The sequence below is a fragment of the Bradyrhizobium sp. LeoA1Lang genome, assembly GCF_055413685.1.
This window is the reverse complement of the sequence record NZ_JBVAPG010000098.1, coordinates 14404-31627: the sequence shown is the minus strand read 5'-3', so window position 1 is coordinate 31627 and position 17224 is coordinate 14404. Positions and strand designations below refer to the sequence as shown.

The window sequence follows — 17224 nt, the reverse complement described above, 5'->3', positions numbered from 1 at the left end:
GGGACCCGGGGGACGCCTCCGCCGCGGGGGCCCGGCCGTCGCCGTATGGGGGGCTGATGCCCCCCCCCCCCCCCGCCACCGATGCCTTGTTGTGCTCGATCCGGACGCGACGGGGGTAGGTGCGAAGGGGTGGGCAAAGCGCAGCGTGCCCACCACCACGGGCGGAGTGCTTGACGGTGGGCACGCTGCGCTTTGCCCACCCTACGAAGTCGTTACTTCTCCTCCGCCGTGGTCGCCGTCGCCGGTCCTTCGCCCATGATCAGGAGCACGGCGTCCTCGTCCTTGGCGCCGTCCCAATGCACCTGCTTGCCGTAATGGGTGACGAAGCTGCCGGCGGGCATCGCCACGGTGCCTTTGTCCGGATCGAACTTCGTTCCCGATCCCACCCACCAGGTGCCTTGCAGCACGACGATATAGCGGTCGTTCGGATGGAAATGCGGATGGCTGAAATGGTTGCCCTTGGTCCATTTGGTATAGACCACGTAGAAGCCGGGCTTTGCGGGATCGCCGACCACCACGGCGTTCTGCGCGCCGCGCGCGTCCACCGGCCCCCAGGGGATCTGGTCAGGCAATTTATAGACAACGGCGGCGGGATTGAGCTCGGCGGCGGAGCCGATGCTCAGTGTGGCGGCGAGGGCAAGCGGGATTGCAAGGTAACGCCAGGCACTGACGATCATGACTTCCTCCCGTTTTCGGATGGACGCTTGGTTGGTCCATCTCTGTTGCGCTCGATGCTATTCGGGGGCGCTGGTGCTGGACAAGACGCACGCGTGCATGCGTGATCGGCGGATGCGCGGCTTCCCCGCACAACGCAACTGCAGCATCGAAATCGATTTGCGCTCGCACGCGGCAGTGATTAGTTTGCCCGCACAAATCAAAACAACATCGGGAGGATGCTTTTCATGAAACATGTGTGGACGCTTGCGGCCGGTCTTCTGATCGGTACCGCTATGTCCTTCAATCTCGCTTCCGCCGAGGGAGACGGCTGGGTCACATTGCTCGACGGTACCAAGAAAGGCGACTGGGACGAGGTGGGCAAGGCGAACTGGACGTTGAAGGACGGCGCGCTGGTCGCCGACAAGCTCGACGGCAAGGACCTGTCCTATCTCGTCAGCAAGAATTCCTACAAGGATTTCCAGATCAAGGCCGAGTTCTGGACGGACGAAGAAGCGAACAGCGGCATCTTCATCCGCTGCGACACCAACAAGATCATCGATTCCAAGGTCTGCTACGAGGTGAATATCTTCGACAAGCGGCCCGATCCGACCTACGGCACCGGCGCGATCGTCGATGTCGGCAAGGTCAATCCGATGCCCAAGGCGGCGGGCAAGTGGAATACCTATGAGATCACGGCGCAGGGCCCGCATCTCGTCGTCGTGCTCAACGGGCAGAAGACCGTCGACGTGCAGGATAGCAAGCACGCGAGTGGTCCGATCGCGCTTCAATACGGTTCGGGCGTGGTCAAGTTCCGGAACGTGCAGATCAAGCCGCTGTGATGGTATTCGCCCTTTCCCTGAAAGGGGAAGGGCGGGGTGGGGGGCAAGGGGAGGTGAAGGAAGCGCGGAGCGCGGTTAACTGCGCTTCGAACTTTCGCCGGTCAGGTCGCGCCGGTGCGGCGCTCACGCATATTGCTTGTCTTGCTGACGGCTCTCCACCATGGGATTGAGCTCGTTCAGGACGACGCCGACCAGCTTGCGCTCCGCGCCGCCGAGCGCGGTGAGGATGTCTTCCATGCAGTCGTTGATATCGAGATGGACCGGCAGCACGGCGAGGAGGCCGTCGGCGAGATCGAAGAGCTTGCGATCAGCCGCGCTCCACGGCATCGCCGGCCCGTCGAGAATGATGAGATCGTAACCGCCGACGGATCGCGCCTGCGCGACCGACTTGCGGATGGCTTCCGCCGCTCTGGCGTCTCCGCCTTCGATGACGGGCAGGATGGAAATTCCGTTCGCCGTGTTGATGGCGCGCGTTGCCTTGCTGCCGATGCTGAGCCAGCCGAGGCGGCCGGCCTCGCGCTTGCCAAGCCGGACGACCTTGCCCGACAATTCGCGCTTCTGATGATCGGCATCGATCATCAGCACCTTGGCGCCGTCACGTGCGGCCGAGAGCGCGACGTTCAACGCCACCACGCTGCGGTCGATGGATGAACCCGCGCCGATCACGGCCATGACTGGCGTTCCGGTCGCGGGCGCGTACTTCTTGAGCGTCGCGCACATGTCGCGGATGGCGCCGAGGAAGGTCATCAGCGGAAAGCCCGCGCGCAATGTCGGCCAACCCAGCCGCGTGACGTCGGCGACCTGGCCGCCGGTGAGGATGCCGCCCAGCGTGCGCATCAGGTCCGATTCCTGCAGCCGAGCAATCACCGGCTTCTCAATGACGCTGACGGCCGCTTGCGGCGCCGGCTTTCCGAGGACCGGCTGTTTCGCCGGCGCCGCCGTCGTCTGCTTCTCGGGCGAGGTCGACTTGCTCGGCCGAATCGGGTCGGCGCCGGGCGCAAGCTGGTCGACGGCGATGATCCAGGCGGCGGCCGCGAGCCCGCCGAGCACGAAGCCGATCATGGCGAGCAGGCTCATCGCCGGCGGGAAGGTGCGCCGCTGCGGCACGGTGGCTTCGCCGATGACGCGCGCGCTCGAAGTGTTCAGGCTTTCCTGTTCCTCCGTCTCGCGCGAGCGCTTGAGGAAGGAGTGGTAGACATCGCGGCTCGCCTCGACATCGCGCTCGAGCTCGCGCAGGTGCACCGAGGCCTGGCTCATCTGCACGCTCTGGCGCTTCTGCGCATCCAGCGCCTTGTTCAGCGAGGCCTCATAATCGCGGGCGCGGGTCAGGTCGTTTTTCGCGGCCTGCGCGAAGCGCTCGATCTCTTCCCTGATGGTACGGCGGAGATCCTCGACCTGCTGCTCGATCTGCCGGAGCGCCGGATGCCGCGGGCCCAGTTCGCTTTGGAGCTCGGCCTGCCGCTTCTTGGCATCGGCATATTGCGCGCGCAGGTTCGCAATGGTCGGCGACTGCAGCGCCTCGGGGATCGCGCCGGGGTCGCTCGCATTGCGCCGGCTGGCCTCGATCTGGTCGTATTTCGCCTGGGCATCGAGCGTCAGTGCCCGCGCGGCGGCGAGCCGCTGGTTGCTGGCGGAAAGCTGCTGGTCGGCGATCAGCGTGTCCTGGGTGCCGACGAAATTGTTCTGCGCCTTGTAGACCGCAAGCACGTTCTCGGCATTGCGCAGCCGTTCTTGCAATTCCTTCAGCCGCCCCGAGAGATCCCTGGTAGCGCGCCGGGCGGCTGCGGCCTGCGATTGCTTGGATTCGGCGAGATAAGCAGTCGAAAGGGCGTTGGCGAGCATCGCCGCCTTGGCCGGTTCATAGGACCAGACGTCGATGTCGACGACGAAGGTGCGGTCGGTCTTGCGTACATTGATGTGGCGACTGAGCGCGTCCAGCGCGCTCATCGTCGCCTGGTGCTGCTGCTCCGCCGTCGGGCGCTGCTCGATCCCGACCAGGCCGAGCAGCGAGCCGAGGAGGCTCTTGCCATCGCCGCCGCCGCCGAATTCCGGGTCCTTGTCGAGATTGGTGTTCTTGATGACCTGCAACAGCACGCTGTTGGAGGTGATCACCCGCGCCTCGCTGTCGACCACCATCGCGAGACCCGAAACATCTTGCGCGCGCGGGGTCAGTTCGCGCTCGACGAGCTGCAATTCGCGCGGGTCGACATAGAGCTGCGCGGTTGCGGCGTACTTCGGCGTCAGGCTCTTGCCGATCGCAACCGCGATGCAGGCGCAGAGCAGCGCGGCAGCCGCGATCGCAGCTTTGCGACGCCACAGCAGCAGGACCAGGTCGACCACGTTGAAGCCCTGGCTTCGGCGCGGCTCGCCGGCGCCCTGGCTCTTGGCCTGGCTGTTTATCGGCTGGTCGTAATCAAGCATCGACCCCAGCTTCCATTCCAAACGCCGCACACATCGGCTGAGGGGTTACTCTTCGGGCTGTGCGATGTGCGAGAGCGGACCGCGCGGCAACAACGCAGCAGTAAAAATTAACCATAGTCCTTGAGGGACTATTCACTAAAAAGGCAAACAAAGCGTTTAAGCGCTCGCGCATCGGAACGCCTCCGCCATGGTGAGCGCCGGAATATTCCGCTTCGCCGCCGTTTCCAGCGCGTGGTTCAGGAGCCCCGGCGAGCAGCCATACAGGCTGGGCCGGGTGGCAACGTCGTGGCCGTAGAAAATTAACCAGCCGTTATGGATTTGCGCCTCGTCGAAGGCCCGCTCGATTGCATCGCGATCCATCTGGCGATCGATCAGCGGCATCGCGCGCAGGAACTGCAGGTCGACATTGCCGAAGTTCACGCCCTCCACGATCGAGCGGCAGGTCGCAAACCTGGACTTGAGCAGGTATTTGTGCGCGAACGAGCCGTAGCCGAACGGATAGGCGAAGGTTTCGATCTGCATCGACGGATCGAGCAAGTCGAAGTAGCGGCGGTTGCAGGCGATGTCGCCGGCAAGCGAGCTCACATCGAGATCGCTGGTGCGGCGGTGCGAAAAGGTGTGGCAGCCGATCTCGTGGCCGCGGCAATGCAGCAACAGCACGTCGTCATCGTTGCCTGACGTCCAGTTCGCCGTGTCGACGCCGACCAGGCCGCCCGACACATAGAACGTGCCGCGGGCGCCATGGGCCTCCAGCATGTCGGCGCCTGATGTCACCGCGCTCTTCGACAGGTCGTCGAAGGTGAAGCTGACCATCGGCGTGGCATTGCGCAGCCGGACCCGATCGACCGGCAGATGCATCGCCAGCCGGTGGCTGACCTTCACGACGGCTTCGGACCACAGCGCGTGCATCTTCTCACAGTTTCCGCAGGATCACATGATAGTCGCCGTGCCGCACGTCGGTCTTGCCGGGCAGGAAGAAGTTCATCGCCTTCGCGGTGGCGTCGACCAGCGCGGCGAGCAGGGGCTTGCGCAGGCGCATCTCCGGATAGCGCGGGCTCTCATAGACCTTGCGGTAGATCACCTGCAGGCCGTGCGCCCTGGCGAAAGCTTCGAGCTTGCCCAGCGTGACCAGCGGATGGAAATGGGTCGGGAACGGCGCCTCGCCCGGCAGGCCGGCCTTCTTGTCGCCGCGCACATAGCGATAGAACCAGACGTGGAACCAATGCGGCGAATACTTCGTCACCACGCCGGAGAGCGACTTCGGATTCGGTGCGCCGATCAGGATCAAGCCGTTCGGCTTGATCGCCTCGCAGAAACCGCTGAGCGCGGCCTCGACATCGGGCACGTGCTCGATAACGTTGTAGCAGACGATGAAATCGAAGCTTTTCGGTGCGAAACGGTAGGTCTGAATGTCGCCCAGGATCGTTGCCTGCGCGTACTGATTGTTTTTGACCTGATCCTCGTCGATGTCGACCACGGTGATGTGGCTGCGGCGCAGCACCTTGAGCGGCAGGAAGCTGGTCGAGCCGCCGCCGGCCTCGTAGATCGCGAGCGGGCCCGCCGGCAGCGTTGCCTCCAGGATGCTGTGCACGGTGAGGAGGCTCTGCCGCGCCTCGCCCGGCGGCAGGTCGAGCAGCGACTGCGGATGCGCGGCCGGCCCCGCCGTGTCGACATTGGCGAGCGTTGCATGGATGGCACCGAAAGTAAGGATGTCGGTCATTGGCTGTTATCCAATATTGCTGCTTGCGAATTTTGCTCTGAAGGCCGTGAGGCTGTGTTTCAGCCGGCCGCGAATCCTTGCGATGTCGAACAGCCAGGCCAGAACGCCGTAGGTGAGGATGCCAACCACCGCCAGCACGATGCAGGCGGCGAGATCCGGAATATGCAGGATGCGATCGAGTGCGGCGACCGTCAGCGCCATCGCGAGTGCGGCGATCAGGACCAGCGCCAGCCGGCCAAGCGGCAGCGGAACGCGGAAGGCATAACGGGTCAGCACCAGCGCACAGGCAAAGCCGATGATGTCGGCGCCGAGCCGCGCCCAGGCCGCGCCGACGGCACCGTAGTAGCTAACCAGCAGATAGGACAGGATCACATTGGCCGCGATCAGCGAGGCGGTGTTGACGAGATAGAAGCCGTTGCGGCCCGACAGCAGGAAGCTCGCGTGCAGATACTGCTGCGTCAAGACCTGGAACACCACGGCGACCGCGATCACAGGCATGATTTCCGCCGCGAGCTCGCGGAAGTCAGGGCCGAGGATGATGTTGGCGACATGCCCGGAGACCACGGCAAAGCCGAGCGAAGCCGGAAGCGTAACTGATAGCAATAGCTCGAGACATTCGGCGAGATGCGAGCGCACCGCGCCATCACCCTGCTTGGCGTGGATCTGGACGGCGAGCGGAAAGAACGCTGCCGCCATGCTCATCGCCGGCATCATCAGCGTCTGCCTGACGAGGTCGAGCGAGGCGACATATCGGCCAGCATCGGCCGCGCCGACGAGGTTGGCGATCATGAAACGGTCGGTGACGCTGGCGATCGCAAGCAGGGTCAGCGACAGCGTCAGCGGCAGGCCGGTCTTGGCCACGGCCATGAGACCAGTACGGTCGAAGCTGACATGCGTGCCACGCCAGGCGGTGCGCGACTGCACGAGCACTGCGAGCAGATAGGCGAGGGCGGAGGAAAGCAACAGCCAGAAGCCATTCGGGCTCACCAGCGCGACGACGACGCCGAGTGTGAGCACGGAGACGGCGCGCACCAGCGTCGCCTTCATCACCGAAAGCGCCATCAGCCGCGCGCGAACCAGGTCCTGCGTCAGTTCGAACAGGCCGATCGCGACCGAGAGCGCCACCGTGGCGAACGCCGCGGTGTTGTCCAGGCCGGCGAGCCGGGCGAGCACATAGGCGATCGGTGCCGTCAGGCAGCAAATGATATAGCCTGACAGTACAAGTCCGCGGACGTCGGTGCCGTCGTTGCGGGCGTGCCCGCTCAGGATCAGATTTCGGAACCAGCCGACCAGGAACACGCTGATCACGGAAGCGAAGCCGATGCCGAGCAAATAGACGCCGTAATCATGCGGCGAGAACAGCCGCGTGAAAACGAACACGCTGAGCAGCCCCAGCAGCGCCGAGAGGATGTTGGCGGTCAGGTTGATGCTGGCTTGCCCGATCAGCATAACGCCGCAAACTCCGTGCGTTTGCCGCTGCCGGTGAGCGAAAGGATTTCGTTGCTCTCGGCGATCGCAGCGCGGATGGTCTCGACCGGCGTGCCGGAGAAGGATGCGATCGAGAACGCGACGTCGTCCTTGTTGGCGCGACGCAAGAGATCCTGCAGCTCGCTTTTGCTGAGCCTCGGATCGTCCCAATAGCTGACGCAGGGGGTGTCCGGGACAGCGGCATGCCGCAGCGAGGCCGCGGCATCGTTCTGCACGAAATAGCCGTACAGCATGTATTCGGAGAATTCGCGAGTCTTGCACAGCGCGTCGATCCAGTCGAGGCCGGTGACGGTCTCGATGCGCTCGGCCAGGGCTCGGGTGGTCTGCTTGTCCCAGAAGATGATGTGCCCGATGAAATCGTCGGCCGGGAACGGCGGCGTCGCCAGCCCCAGCAGCTCATGGGTGGTCACGAGCCAGCGTGAATGTCGCGGCTGGTCCGCCGTCACTACATTCGACATGGTCAGCATCGGGATCGCGTTTGGATATTCCAACCGTGTCAGGTCGAAGTCGCGGAAGAACACGATGTCGGAATCCAGGATGCAAAAGCGCTGGTGAGGCAGTCCGATGGTGGCGGCGATCTTGAGGATCTGCTGCACATGCCATCCGTTCACCGGTTTGGCCCGCAGCGACCACCAGAACTGGCGCCGGCGGCGCTGGATGATGCGTGGCAGCGGCCGCAGCCAGTCGGGCAGGAAGGTCGAGGCCGGGATGACGACGCGACGCTCGCCGGCAAGCGGCGCGAACAGCGGCAGGTCGCAATCGGGAACCAGGAGATAATGCTTGGAGAACGAGGTAACGTGCCGGTCCACGCTCTCACAAAGCAAGGTGCAGATCTCCAGGTCGCGCCCGTAAGTCGGGGTTAACAACGCAACTGGGTCCATCTCATAGATCTCTCTGGCGATCGCGTTCACGGTTGTCGCTTTTCAAGCCGCCGTTCGTCCTCGGCGAACCTTTCAGCAAGATCGATGCCGAACCGGCGCATTGGCCGCGGCTGGGATCGTCGTTGGTTAATTTTGTTTGCGGCTGACGATCGCTGCGCTGCTGACGGCGCGAAGTAACCATAAGAAGCCGTGTTTCGTGTCCGTCTGCGCGGCTTGCCCGGATATTGCAGAGCCGGATCCGCGCATCGCCGATGCAGTTCGGCGCGGGTATGAGTGCATGTGGGATTACGGGATTTCCGGGCGGGATCGCGCCGCGGGTGATACCAAGGCTGTGCCGCCAGTTCGTTTCGGCACAACCGTTCCGGCCGCGGTGTCCGCTTTTGAAACGGTGGGCAAGAGATTGGCGCCATTCTTTTGCAAATTCGCGAGGAGGGCAGATGGCTCGAACTGAACGATTGAGCCGGCGCCGGTTCGTCGGCGGGATGCTGACGGCCTCGGCCGGCGCAGTTCTCGGCGGCGCCACCCCTGCGCGGGACGCCGCCGGCGCAGCCTCCCGTCTCGGCGCCGATCCCGCGCGGTTTGCCGGCGCCTTTGTGGACTGGGGATCCGACGGCCGCGAGCACCTGCTGCAGGCCTGGGAGAAATGGCTGAAGCAGAAGCCGTCATCCGTGCTCGGTGTGGACTTCTACGGCCAATCGACCTGGGAAGATTTTCGAAAAGTGGATTGGGTGCCGGGCATCTGGAGACGGCTTAATCCAAAACGGAACGTGGTCTGGTCGATGCCGCTGACGATCACGGGAACGCCACTGGTCGATGTCGCGGATGGTCTGCATGATTCCGAGTTCGAGGCGGCGGCCCGCGCGATCTCCGATCCGCAGCCGCGCGCGATCATCCGGCTCGGCTGGGAGATGAACCTCTCGCAGATGGGCTGGTTCGCAAAGGGCCAGGAAGCCGACTACATCAGGGCGTTCCGGCGCGTGACGGAGATCTTCCGCCGTGCGTCCAGCGAGTTCAAGTTCGACTGGTGTCCCGGCTGGGGGGCGCAGGAGATGCCGGCCGATCTCGCCTATCCCGGCGATGATGTCGTCGACTATATCGGGCTCGACGTCTACGACTTCAAATCGGAAGGCTCGGTGGAGGAGCGCTGGCAGACGCTTTATCTCAAGGCGCCTTTCGGTCTCGAATGGCATCGCGATTTCGCCGCGCGCCACGGCAAGCGCATGAGCTTTCCGGAGTGGGGCGTCGGCCACGCCGGCGACAATCCTTACTTTATCCAGAAAATGCACGACTGGTTTGTGGAGAACCGCGACAGCATCGCTTATGCGGCCTACTTCAATGTCGACGGCCTATGGCCGACGCAGATCGACACCGGCCGCTTCCCGGAATCGGAAAAGCTGTTCCGAAAGCTGTTCGCAGCCAAGTGACCTCGTAGCCCGGGTGAAGCGAAGCGCAACCCGGGACAACTGCATCAGCGATTACGAGCGGCCAGGGGTTACGCTGCCGCTTCACCCGGGCTGCGGTTGCTGTTGACCTCGTTCGCCTGCGCCTTCATTCCCGTCAGCAGGGTCAGGCCCATCTTGAGCTTGTCCTGCAGCGTGCGCTGGGCGAGGCAGGTGAAGAGACAGAGCTTGTCGCAGGCCACGGTTTCCTTGCGGCGCATGCGCGCTTCCTCGCTGTACCAGATCTCGCGCGCGGTCTGGGTGCGCACGTTGCCGATCGGCTTGAAGAACCAGCAGACCTCGAGGCGGCCGTCGGAGCGGATGAAATAGTTGCGCATGCCGACCCGGCAGGGCATGACCTCCGGCGGCGCCTTCTCGCGGCGGAAATGATTGGGCCAGGCGTTCAGCACGGCCTCGCCATTGAGGATCGGCGCGCCCCGGCGCTTCAGCCGCAGCAACTCGTCGCGAACCGCGATCAGATCATCCATCTCGCGTTCGCCGATCCACAATTCGTCCTCGACCTCCTGCGTGCCCATCTCGACGGGCTGGAAGCTCAGCGCGGTGGCGCCGATCTGCTGGATCCAGTCGACCATCTGCGGGAGCTGGCGGAAGTTCAGTCTGTGCACGACTGGTTTGATGATGATCGGAAAATCCAATCCTTCGGCGCGGCGCTTCTCGGAGACGTTCCGGATCCCCTGCACGATGTCGTTCAGCGAGTTTTCGACGCCGCGCGAATAGTTGTGGATATTCGGATCGCGCGAATCGATCGAGATGTTGATGTTGAAGGGATGTGCTTCGACCGTCCGCGCGACGATCTTCTTGTTCAGATAGGCGCCGCCATTGGTGGTCACGCCCCAATGGATGTCGTTGTCGCGGCAGAACCGGACGAGGTCGAGGAAACCCTTCTTGATATAGGGCTCACCGCCGGCGAATTCGACATGATAGGCGCCGATGAATTCCTTCAGGCTCGAGAGCGCGCGCTGCCATTCCTCGATCGACATTTCCTCGCGGTAGTTCGGGCGGCGCCAATAATCGCAATAACGGCACTTGTAGTTGCAGCGCTCGACGACCTCCGCGAAGATCGCGGCCGGCCGGGTGACATCGCGGCCGGTGCGCAGATAGAGTTCTTCCGACAGCGCGTTGCGGACATGTTTTGTGCCCAGCGAAACGAGGTCTAGCGCTTTCAAGGTGAAACCTCAGACGTTTGCGAGTGTTGTTACGGTCTCGGTCGATTTCTTTGTCGTCCCGAGGAACAGCAAATCGAATGCCAGTGGGGATGAAGGCTCTTCGTGCCGGCGCTCTCGACGGTGTTTAACCTTAACGAATTGCTGCCAACGCGCGCGCCATCGCGCGCTCGTCAATGCTCATCGAATGGCAGTGGAGCGGAAAGCGCGCGAAATGCCCTCCGATTAACCCTCGCAAGAGATCGTCGCCGCGCCGCGCGTGGCTGGATCGGATTTTGCCATGACCTGGCCATACCCTGCGAATCGCTTTCGTGCGGCTCCGCCCATCAACGATTTCGGGACGATTGCGTCCCATGATGGTGGCGTGACCCGTTCTGGGACGGCGTGTCGCGGACTGGGATTGAAGCCATGAACAAGATGTCGATTGCGACCGAGTTTCTTGTAACGGACCGCGCCTGGGTCGCGGCCTCGCCCGGGCTCGACTGCTCCGTCGAGACGTTAGTCTGCATCCCGAGCTTCCGCCGGCCGCAGCATCTGCGGCTGACGCTGGAATCGGTCGCCGCGCAGCGCACCGCGCGCCGCTTTGCGGTCGTGGTGGTCGAGAACGACGCGGCCAATTGTGAAAGCGCACCGGTGGCCGCGGAATTCCTGGCGTCTGGAAAGCTGAATGGCCTTTGCCTCGTCGAGCCGCGGCAGGGTAACTGCCACGCCATCAACGCAGCGTTCGAGACGGCGCTCGCAACCTTCCCGCAAGCCGCGAACTTCCTGATGATTGACGACGACGAGATCGCCTCGCCGGATTGGCTCGAGCGCATGATCGAGGCCGCCGAGACGACCGGGGCGGACGTGATCGGCGGGCCGGTCTGGCCGAATTTCGACGACGAGCGCAAGCGCGGCCTGAAGCGTCATCCGGCATTTGCGCCGGCCTATCATAGCAGCGGGCCGGTGCCCGTGATCTATGGCTGCGGCAATTGCCTGATCCGGCGCCAGGTGTTCGCTGGCCTCGGCAGCCCCGCGTTCGATTTGCGCTTCAATTTCCTAGGTGGCGGCGACCATGATTTCTTTGCACGCTCCCGCCGTGCGGGCTTCCGATTCTACTGGGCGACGGAAGCGGCCATCTCGGAGACGGTGCCGCGGAGCCGGACCAAGCTCGGCTGGATTGTGCGGCGCGGCCTGCGGATCGGGGCGATCAACTATCACATCGAGCGCAAGGGCGCGCAGTCGACGTGGTCGCGTGCCGCTGTGATGGCCAAGATGTTCGGCCTGGTGCCGTTCTCGCTATTCCGCGCCACGCGCATCGTCTTGAGGGAACGGAAGGCCATCATCGCCATGCATCCGATGATGGTGGCCGTCGGCAGCGCGCTTGCGGTGCTCGGCATCGAGCCGCAACCCTACGCCGCGGCGAAGATCGTTTCGTGACCGAGTTTCTCATCACGTCCGAAGCCCGGGCCGTCTTCGCCGATGTGTGGCGGCGGCCGGTGATGGATTTCGTCCGCGCCGCGGTCTTCATCGGCATCCTGCTGCTGGTGTGGATTTCGCTGCATCCGTTCGACGATCTCAGCGACATGCGCGTCGGAGAGGTGACCTCCGGCAAGGAGGCCGTGCTCTACGCGCTGTTCGGCCTGCTCATGGTGCTGATGCTCGTGTTGACCATGCGCGACAACATGCCGGCGTTGGCGTCGCTGCTGACCCCGGCCTATGTGCTGTTCGGGACCTGGCTTTGCCTGACGGTCGTACTGTCGTTCGATCCGGCCACCTCGAGTCGCCGCTTTGCGCTCTCGGTATTCGTCGTGGTGGTGACGGCGACGGTGATGCTGTTGCCGAAGTCGCAGAGCGAGTTGATGCGGTGGTTCAGCATCGCCGCGCTGGTCTTGCTCGCGACCTGCTATCTCGGGATCTTGCTGGCTCCGAACCTGTCGATCCATCTGGCGACCGACCCGCAGGAGCCGGCGCTCGCCGGCAATTGGCGTGGCGCGTTCGGGCACAAGAACGTCGCCGCTGCGATAATGGCGATGACGATGTTCCTCGGCGTCTACTTCATCCGTGCCGGCGGATGGATCTCCGGCGTCATCGTCATAGCGCTCTCGGCCCTGTTCCTGGTCTATTCCGCGGGCAAGAGCTCGATCTCGCTTTGCCTGGCCGTGCTGCTGCTGACCTCGCTGACGTCGGTCGTTCGTTCCTTCTGGGGACGCGCATTGATGTTGCTGCTGCCGCTCATCGTGCTCAACCTGTTCAGCGTCGGCACGGTGCTGAGCGACACGCTCGCGTCGATCGCAAAGCTCCTGCCGCTGGATACGAGCTTCACCGGCCGCTCCGACATCTGGGTCTTTGCCGTCGATTCGCTGCATCAGCGGCTCCTGACCGGCTATGGTTTCGAAGCCTTCTGGGGCAGCAATGCGATCACGAATCTGAAGGAAGGCAAGGAATGGGCAGGCTATGCCTCGCACAGCCATAACGGTTATCTCGACACCGCGCTCGGCACCGGCCTGCCGGGTCTTGTGTTCCTGATCGCCGCTGTTGTCGTCAAGCCGCTGCGCGATTTCCAGGCCGCCGACGAGGACGGCAATGACGGCCCGCTGTCGATGATGTTCCTGCGGATATGGCTGTTCGGCCTCTATCTGTCGTCGATGGAGAGCTTCTTCCTCGACCGCGCCGATCCGATCTGGGCGACGTTCCTGATCGCCGTGTTCGGCCTGCACTATCTCGCGCGGTTCCGTTTGCGGGCATAGATGACGGCCGCCACCGTCGTTGCCACATCGCGCCACCAGCCGGTGAAATCGAATGGCGCCTGCGGCGGTGGTCGTTTCGCCGCGGCCAGGATCGCATCCGCATAGACCTCGCCTGCCGATCCACGCGGAACCAGCACGATCGCGCCGCGATCGATCAACTGCCTGAAGCGCGGATGATGGTCGAACTCGTCCGCTAGCGCGGGGCCGGTCGCGACCAGCGGCCGGCCCGCTTGCGCGCAGGTGAGGATGCTCGAACGGCGGGCCGTGATGCCTTCGTCGAGCGGATAGCAGAAGGCGTCGACCTCGCCGAAGAGGCCGAATACTTCGGCATCGGAGGCAACGAAGCCGGAGACGATCACGTCCTCGCCGAGGCCAAGCTCGGCGGCGCGGGCATGGAAATTCTCCTCGACCTTGTCGACGCCGCGAATGAAGGAGCCGATATAGACCAGCAGCGGCCGCAATCCGCGCGCCTTCAGGATCGCGCCGATCTCGAGCAGCGCATTCGGCTGCTTGCCCGGGTAGATCGAGCCGAAATGGCCGATCACCAATCGTCCGCTGACGCGTGCCGCTGATAGCCGCCGCCGCAATTCGGAGTCTTCGGTCTTCGAGGGCGCCTCGACGTTGGGCGGCAGTGGCGCCAGCACGGATTTCGTTACGGCGGAGCTGACCACGGCGTCATCGGCAAGTTCCTTCCGCACCAGCGGCGAGAACATGACGATGCTGTCGGCAACCCACACCGCGGGAATGTAGGTGATCCGCCGCATCCAGTTCAGCCCGGCCCATTCATGTTCGACCAGGATGATCTCGCGCCGCCGCAGCTTTGCGATCGCGAGCGTGAGAAGCGGCCGCAGGATCACGCGCTTCCAGGCCACGATCGGAAAATTGCAGATCACGCTCTGCGCCGAACCGACTGCGCGCCAGATGTCGTGGAGCGATCCTTGGCCGCGCGTCAGGGTTAATGTTTGGCTACGGCCGGGGTCGAGCTTTTCGATCGCGTCAGTCAATAAGCGCGTGAACTGTCCGACGCCGCAATGCATCTCGGCTCCCGCGCCGAGGAACAGCGCCCGATATCGGGGTGTGGAGGTCATCGCGCAGCGGCAGGGCTTCCGGGGTGATCTCGGTTAGCATACCGCGCAGACCTTAGCTTCCGGTAAGCGCCCGAAACAGTGCCGGCACCGATCTTGCCAATCCTCGTGTGAAGGCTGCCCGGTCGTCCCGTAACGGGACATCGGAAGATCAAAACGACGCAAGGCGACCAGGAGCGCGACATGACGACAGGCAAGATCTTCACCAAATGGGACGACACCCATTCGGAGCTCTGGAGCCATCAGCCGATCCGGCTCGAGCACGCGATGCACAAGCAACCCGCGTTCTCGATGGACGAGCTCGCGAAGCTGATCGAGAACTATCCGCGCGAGCATTACAGCCTGGTCAAGACAGGTGCGAAGGGTTCCGGCCGGGTCTGGCGCGAAGGCGAAATCGGCAAGCTCAGCGGTCGCGAGGTGATCGAGGCGATCTCGCGCGGTGGTCTCTGGCTCAACCTGCGCAATGTCACCTCCATCGATCGCCGTTTCCGCGTGATGGTCGACCAGATGTTTGCGGAGATCGCCGCCAAGGTTCCGAGCTTTGATGCGCCGACGCATCAGGCAGGCATCCTCGTCTCCTCGCCGGACGCCCAGGTCTATTACCACTCCGACCTGCCGGGGCAGGGATTGATCCAAATCGCCGGACGCAAGCGGGTCTACATCTATCCGAACACACCGCCATTCATCCGGCCGGAGCACCTCGAAGACATCGCGCTGTTCGACGTCGAGGTCGATATCCCCTATGCCTCCTGGTACGACCAGCATGCCCAGGTGATCGATCTCGAGCCTGGCCAGATGTTGAACTGGCCGCTGAACGCGCCGCATCGGGTCGAGAATCTCGGCGTCGTCAACATTTCGATGACGGTGTCCTACGTCGACGACGAGATCCGGCGCGCGCAGATCCTGCATCTCGCCAATGGCATGCTGCGTCATCGCTTCGGCTACGCGCCGAAGAGCCGCAGCCTTCACGGCCCGTCCTTCTTTGCCAAGCAGGTGATGCAGAAGCTCTTGCGCGACGGCAAGTGGGTGAAGCGCGAGCGCGCCGTGCGCCGCCCGATCGACTTCCGTCTCGATGAGATCGAGCTCGGCAAGATCGTCGATCTGCCGAAGGCGGCGTAAGCGCGGCGTGTGGCGATGACGGTACTTGCGACATCGGCGGGCAGGCTCTCCGCGCACGCGAAAGCGCGGGCGGCCGGCTACCGCGTCGAGATCTTTACAGACTGGAAGCCGGCAGCAGCGCGGTGGGGTACGTTCGCGCCTCCGACCGCGTTCCAGAATCCGCAATGGTATGAAGCCTGGTACGCCGCTTTCGCCGACACCGAGGGCGTCTCGCCGGTGATCGCCTTCGTCACCGATGCCGCGACTGGCGAGCCGGCCGCGCTGTTGCCGTTGATCCGTCATCGACAGGGCCGCATTCGAACCATCGAATTCGCCGACCTTGATCTCACCGATTACAACGCGCCGTTGCTTGGGCCCGCGGCGCCGCGCGACGCCGCGGCAGCGCGTGTCTTCTGGCGCGACTTGCGCGCCGCGTTGCGCAAGCTGCCCGGCGGCGCCGATCTCATCCGCTTGCGCAAGGTCGCGCCCGATCTCGACGGGCGGCCCAATCCGTTGGCGCTGCTCGATGGCGCGGCGGTTTGCCCGGTCAATGGCAATCTCGTCACCACGGGCGACGATTACGATGCCTGGCGCCACACGCTGGAGCGGACGGTGCGCAAGGAGCTGGAGCGAAGCTGGCGCGTGTTTACGCGCGATCCGGCGGCGAGCTTCACGATCGCCGCGGACAGTGACGAAGCGCTTCGGATTCTCGCGACGACCGAGGCGCAGCAGAGCTCGCGGATGCAGAGCCTCGGAGTCAATTTCATCCTCAATGACGAGAATTGCGCCGCGTTTTATCGCAGCCTGGTCCGCAACGGTGTCGCCAGCGGTTATGCCATCGTGTCGGCGCTGACGGTGGGCGAGGAGGTGGCGGCAACGCTGCTCGGAGTCCGCAACGGCTCGCGCTACGTGATGATCCGCATCAGCAACGCCGGCGACAAATGGAGCAACTGCTCGCCGGGCCGGCTGATCATCGAGCGCACCATGGCAGCGCTGCACAAGCAGGGTGTCCGCGAGTTCGATTTCTCGATCGGCAACTACGCCTATAAGCGCCGTTTCGGCGTCAAGCGCCTGCCGCTGCTTGACATCAGCGCCGCCTTGAGTTGGCGCGGATTGCCCCATGCGCTCCGCGACCGGACCGCGCAGGAATTGCGCAGATATCCGAAGCTGGCGACGTATCTGAAACGCGCGCTCGGCAAGCCGCCTTCGCGAGAAGAGAGCTGACTACGATTCTGTAGGGTGGGCAAAGCGAAGCGTGCCCACCATCAAGCACTCCGCTCGTGAAGGTGGGCACGCGTCGCTTTGCCCACCCTACGCACCGACTGATTCAGAGCTGATCTGCTTCAATGCAGATTTGTCACACTCACGAGGATTGTGTGGGCGTTCCTTCTATGTTCGCAAAAGTCCACAATTGTGATCGCTGCAGCGCCGTATGCTGGCTCCCGGGTTGGGCCACCGGGGAATGTTCCGCAAGGAGAGCCGACATGCCAGCCTATATCCATCACCATGCCGTGGAACCGGACTTCATCATGTGCCCGAGCTGCGCAGGGCTTCCGATGTTCGTCACGGACGTTGCGCCGCATTGGAGCCTGGCGAGGATCGACTTCACCTATGAATGCTCCGATTGTGGTGCGCAGATCAGGCAAACAGTGACCAAGCCGGAGCTGTTGAATTAGAGCCGAT

Annotated in this window: 16 protein-coding genes; 8 read left to right on the top strand and 8 right to left on the bottom strand. The window is 63.7% G+C overall.

The window, feature by feature from the left end; genetic code table 11:
• Positions 1 to 212: 212 nt before the first annotated feature.
• The gene (locus ACZYOF_RS28025; protein WP_463717813.1) at positions 213 to 677 is read right to left on the bottom strand and encodes a cupin domain-containing protein; all 465 of its coding nucleotides are present in this window, start codon (positions 675 to 677) and stop codon (positions 213 to 215) included.
• Positions 678 to 902: 225 nt separating this feature from the next.
• On the opposite strand from ACZYOF_RS28025, the gene ACZYOF_RS28020 reads away from it, so the two are divergent.
• A complete protein-coding gene (locus ACZYOF_RS28020) occupies positions 903 to 1496 on the top strand; it encodes a 3-keto-disaccharide hydrolase (protein ID WP_463717812.1) in 594 nt (197 codons plus the stop codon).
• A 123-nt stretch (positions 1497 to 1619) separates the two neighbouring features.
• Here ACZYOF_RS28020 and ACZYOF_RS28015 read toward each other — a convergent pair whose 3' ends face one another.
• The 5 genes from ACZYOF_RS28015 to ACZYOF_RS27995 all read right to left on the bottom strand — a co-directional run bounded on the left by ACZYOF_RS28015 (position 1620) and on the right by ACZYOF_RS27995 (position 8036).
• Positions 1620 to 3917, bottom strand: coding sequence for a GumC family protein (locus tag ACZYOF_RS28015; RefSeq protein ID WP_463717811.1), 2298 nt, complete (start codon positions 3915 to 3917; stop codon positions 1620 to 1622).
• A gap of 156 nt (positions 3918 to 4073) precedes the next feature.
• The gene (locus tag ACZYOF_RS28010; protein WP_463717810.1) at positions 4074 to 4826 is read right to left on the bottom strand and encodes a polysaccharide deacetylase family protein; all 753 of its coding nucleotides are present in this window, start codon (positions 4824 to 4826) and stop codon (positions 4074 to 4076) included.
• Between the two features lie 4 nt (positions 4827 to 4830).
• Complete coding sequence (locus tag ACZYOF_RS28005) at positions 4831 to 5637, bottom strand: class I SAM-dependent methyltransferase (protein WP_130583738.1); 807 nt, start codon at positions 5635 to 5637, stop codon at positions 4831 to 4833.
• A 6-nt stretch (positions 5638 to 5643) separates the two neighbouring features.
• The gene (locus ACZYOF_RS28000) at positions 5644 to 7086 is read right to left on the bottom strand and encodes a lipopolysaccharide biosynthesis protein (protein WP_463717809.1); all 1443 of its coding nucleotides are present in this window, start codon (positions 7084 to 7086) and stop codon (positions 5644 to 5646) included.
• Positions 7080 to 8036 (bottom strand): DUF6492 family protein, encoded by a 957-nt coding sequence (locus tag ACZYOF_RS27995; RefSeq protein WP_463717808.1) that lies wholly within the window; start codon positions 8034 to 8036, stop codon positions 7080 to 7082. Before ACZYOF_RS27995 ends, ACZYOF_RS28000 begins: the two co-directional genes overlap by 7 nt.
• A gap of 106 nt (positions 8037 to 8142) precedes the next feature.
• Here ACZYOF_RS27995 and ACZYOF_RS27990 point away from each other — a divergent pair, with 106 nt between their 5' ends.
• Both ACZYOF_RS27990 and ACZYOF_RS27985 read left to right on the top strand, forming a co-directional pair.
• Positions 8143 to 8457, top strand: coding sequence for a hypothetical protein (locus tag ACZYOF_RS27990; RefSeq protein WP_463717807.1), 315 nt, complete (start codon positions 8143 to 8145; stop codon positions 8455 to 8457).
• Complete coding sequence (locus tag ACZYOF_RS27985; protein ID WP_463717806.1) at positions 8444 to 9430, top strand: glycoside hydrolase family 26 protein; 987 nt, start codon at positions 8444 to 8446, stop codon at positions 9428 to 9430. Before ACZYOF_RS27990 ends, ACZYOF_RS27985 begins: the two co-directional genes overlap by 14 nt.
• Before the next feature lie 68 nt (positions 9431 to 9498).
• On the opposite strand, the gene ACZYOF_RS27980 is transcribed toward ACZYOF_RS27985, so the two are convergent.
• Entirely contained in the window at positions 9499 to 10632 is a 1134-nt protein-coding gene (locus tag ACZYOF_RS27980) for a radical SAM protein (RefSeq protein ID WP_130583503.1), read from the bottom strand.
• A gap of 405 nt (positions 10633 to 11037) precedes the next feature.
• On the opposite strand from ACZYOF_RS27980, the gene ACZYOF_RS27975 reads away from it, so the two are divergent.
• Both ACZYOF_RS27975 and ACZYOF_RS27970 read left to right on the top strand, forming a co-directional pair.
• On the top strand, positions 11038 to 12048 hold the full coding sequence (locus tag ACZYOF_RS27975) for a glycosyltransferase family 2 protein (RefSeq protein ID WP_463717805.1): 1011 nt from the start codon (positions 11038 to 11040) through the stop codon (positions 12046 to 12048).
• Positions 12045 to 13358 (top strand): O-antigen ligase family protein, encoded by a 1314-nt coding sequence (locus ACZYOF_RS27970; RefSeq protein WP_130583502.1) that lies wholly within the window; start codon positions 12045 to 12047, stop codon positions 13356 to 13358. Before ACZYOF_RS27975 ends, ACZYOF_RS27970 begins: the two co-directional genes overlap by 4 nt.
• On the opposite strand, the gene ACZYOF_RS27965 is transcribed toward ACZYOF_RS27970, so the two are convergent.
• Entirely contained in the window at positions 13328 to 14446 is a 1119-nt protein-coding gene (locus tag ACZYOF_RS27965) for a glycosyltransferase family protein (RefSeq protein WP_463717804.1), read from the bottom strand. The two genes, ACZYOF_RS27970 and ACZYOF_RS27965, sit on opposite strands and share 31 nt — an antisense overlap.
• Positions 14447 to 14626: 180 nt before the next feature.
• On the opposite strand from ACZYOF_RS27965, the gene ACZYOF_RS27960 reads away from it, so the two are divergent.
• The 3 genes from ACZYOF_RS27960 (at position 14627) to ACZYOF_RS27950 (ending at position 17217) form a co-directional block, all read left to right on the top strand.
• The gene (locus ACZYOF_RS27960) at positions 14627 to 15562 is read left to right on the top strand and encodes a cupin-like domain-containing protein (protein ID WP_463717803.1); all 936 of its coding nucleotides are present in this window, start codon (positions 14627 to 14629) and stop codon (positions 15560 to 15562) included.
• 15 nt (positions 15563 to 15577) lie between these two features.
• On the top strand, positions 15578 to 16765 hold the full coding sequence (locus tag ACZYOF_RS27955; protein ID WP_463717802.1) for a GNAT family N-acetyltransferase: 1188 nt from the start codon (positions 15578 to 15580) through the stop codon (positions 16763 to 16765).
• Positions 16766 to 17025: 260 nt separating this feature from the next.
• Positions 17026 to 17217 (top strand): hypothetical protein, encoded by a 192-nt coding sequence (locus ACZYOF_RS27950; protein WP_130581442.1) that lies wholly within the window; start codon positions 17026 to 17028, stop codon positions 17215 to 17217.
• The last annotated feature ends 7 nt before the right edge of the window (positions 17218 to 17224 follow it).

Coding starts and splice junctions, on each gene's coding strand:
- ACZYOF_RS27975 (WP_463717805.1), top strand. CDS start 11,038: ATGAACAAGATGTCGATTGCGACCGAGTTTCTTGTAACGGACCGCGCC.
- ACZYOF_RS27950 (WP_130581442.1), top strand. CDS start 17,026: ATGCCAGCCTATATCCATCACCATGCCGTGGAACCGGACTTCATCATG.
- ACZYOF_RS27965 (WP_463717804.1), bottom strand. CDS start 14,446: ATGACCTCCACACCCCGATATCGGGCGCTGTTCCTCGGCGCGGGAGCC.
- ACZYOF_RS28010 (WP_463717810.1), bottom strand. CDS start 4,826: ATGCACGCGCTGTGGTCCGAAGCCGTCGTGAAGGTCAGCCACCGGCTG.
- ACZYOF_RS27955 (WP_463717802.1), top strand. CDS start 15,578: ATGACGGTACTTGCGACATCGGCGGGCAGGCTCTCCGCGCACGCGAAA.
- ACZYOF_RS27985 (WP_463717806.1), top strand. CDS start 8,444: ATGGCTCGAACTGAACGATTGAGCCGGCGCCGGTTCGTCGGCGGGATG.
- ACZYOF_RS28000 (WP_463717809.1), bottom strand. CDS start 7,086: ATGCTGATCGGGCAAGCCAGCATCAACCTGACCGCCAACATCCTCTCG.
- ACZYOF_RS28025 (WP_463717813.1), bottom strand. CDS start 677: ATGATCGTCAGTGCCTGGCGTTACCTTGCAATCCCGCTTGCCCTCGCC.
- ACZYOF_RS28005 (WP_130583738.1), bottom strand. CDS start 5,637: ATGACCGACATCCTTACTTTCGGTGCCATCCATGCAACGCTCGCCAAT.
- ACZYOF_RS28020 (WP_463717812.1), top strand. CDS start 903: ATGAAACATGTGTGGACGCTTGCGGCCGGTCTTCTGATCGGTACCGCT.
- ACZYOF_RS28015 (WP_463717811.1), bottom strand. CDS start 3,917: ATGCTTGATTACGACCAGCCGATAAACAGCCAGGCCAAGAGCCAGGGC.
- ACZYOF_RS27960 (WP_463717803.1), top strand. CDS start 14,627: ATGACGACAGGCAAGATCTTCACCAAATGGGACGACACCCATTCGGAG.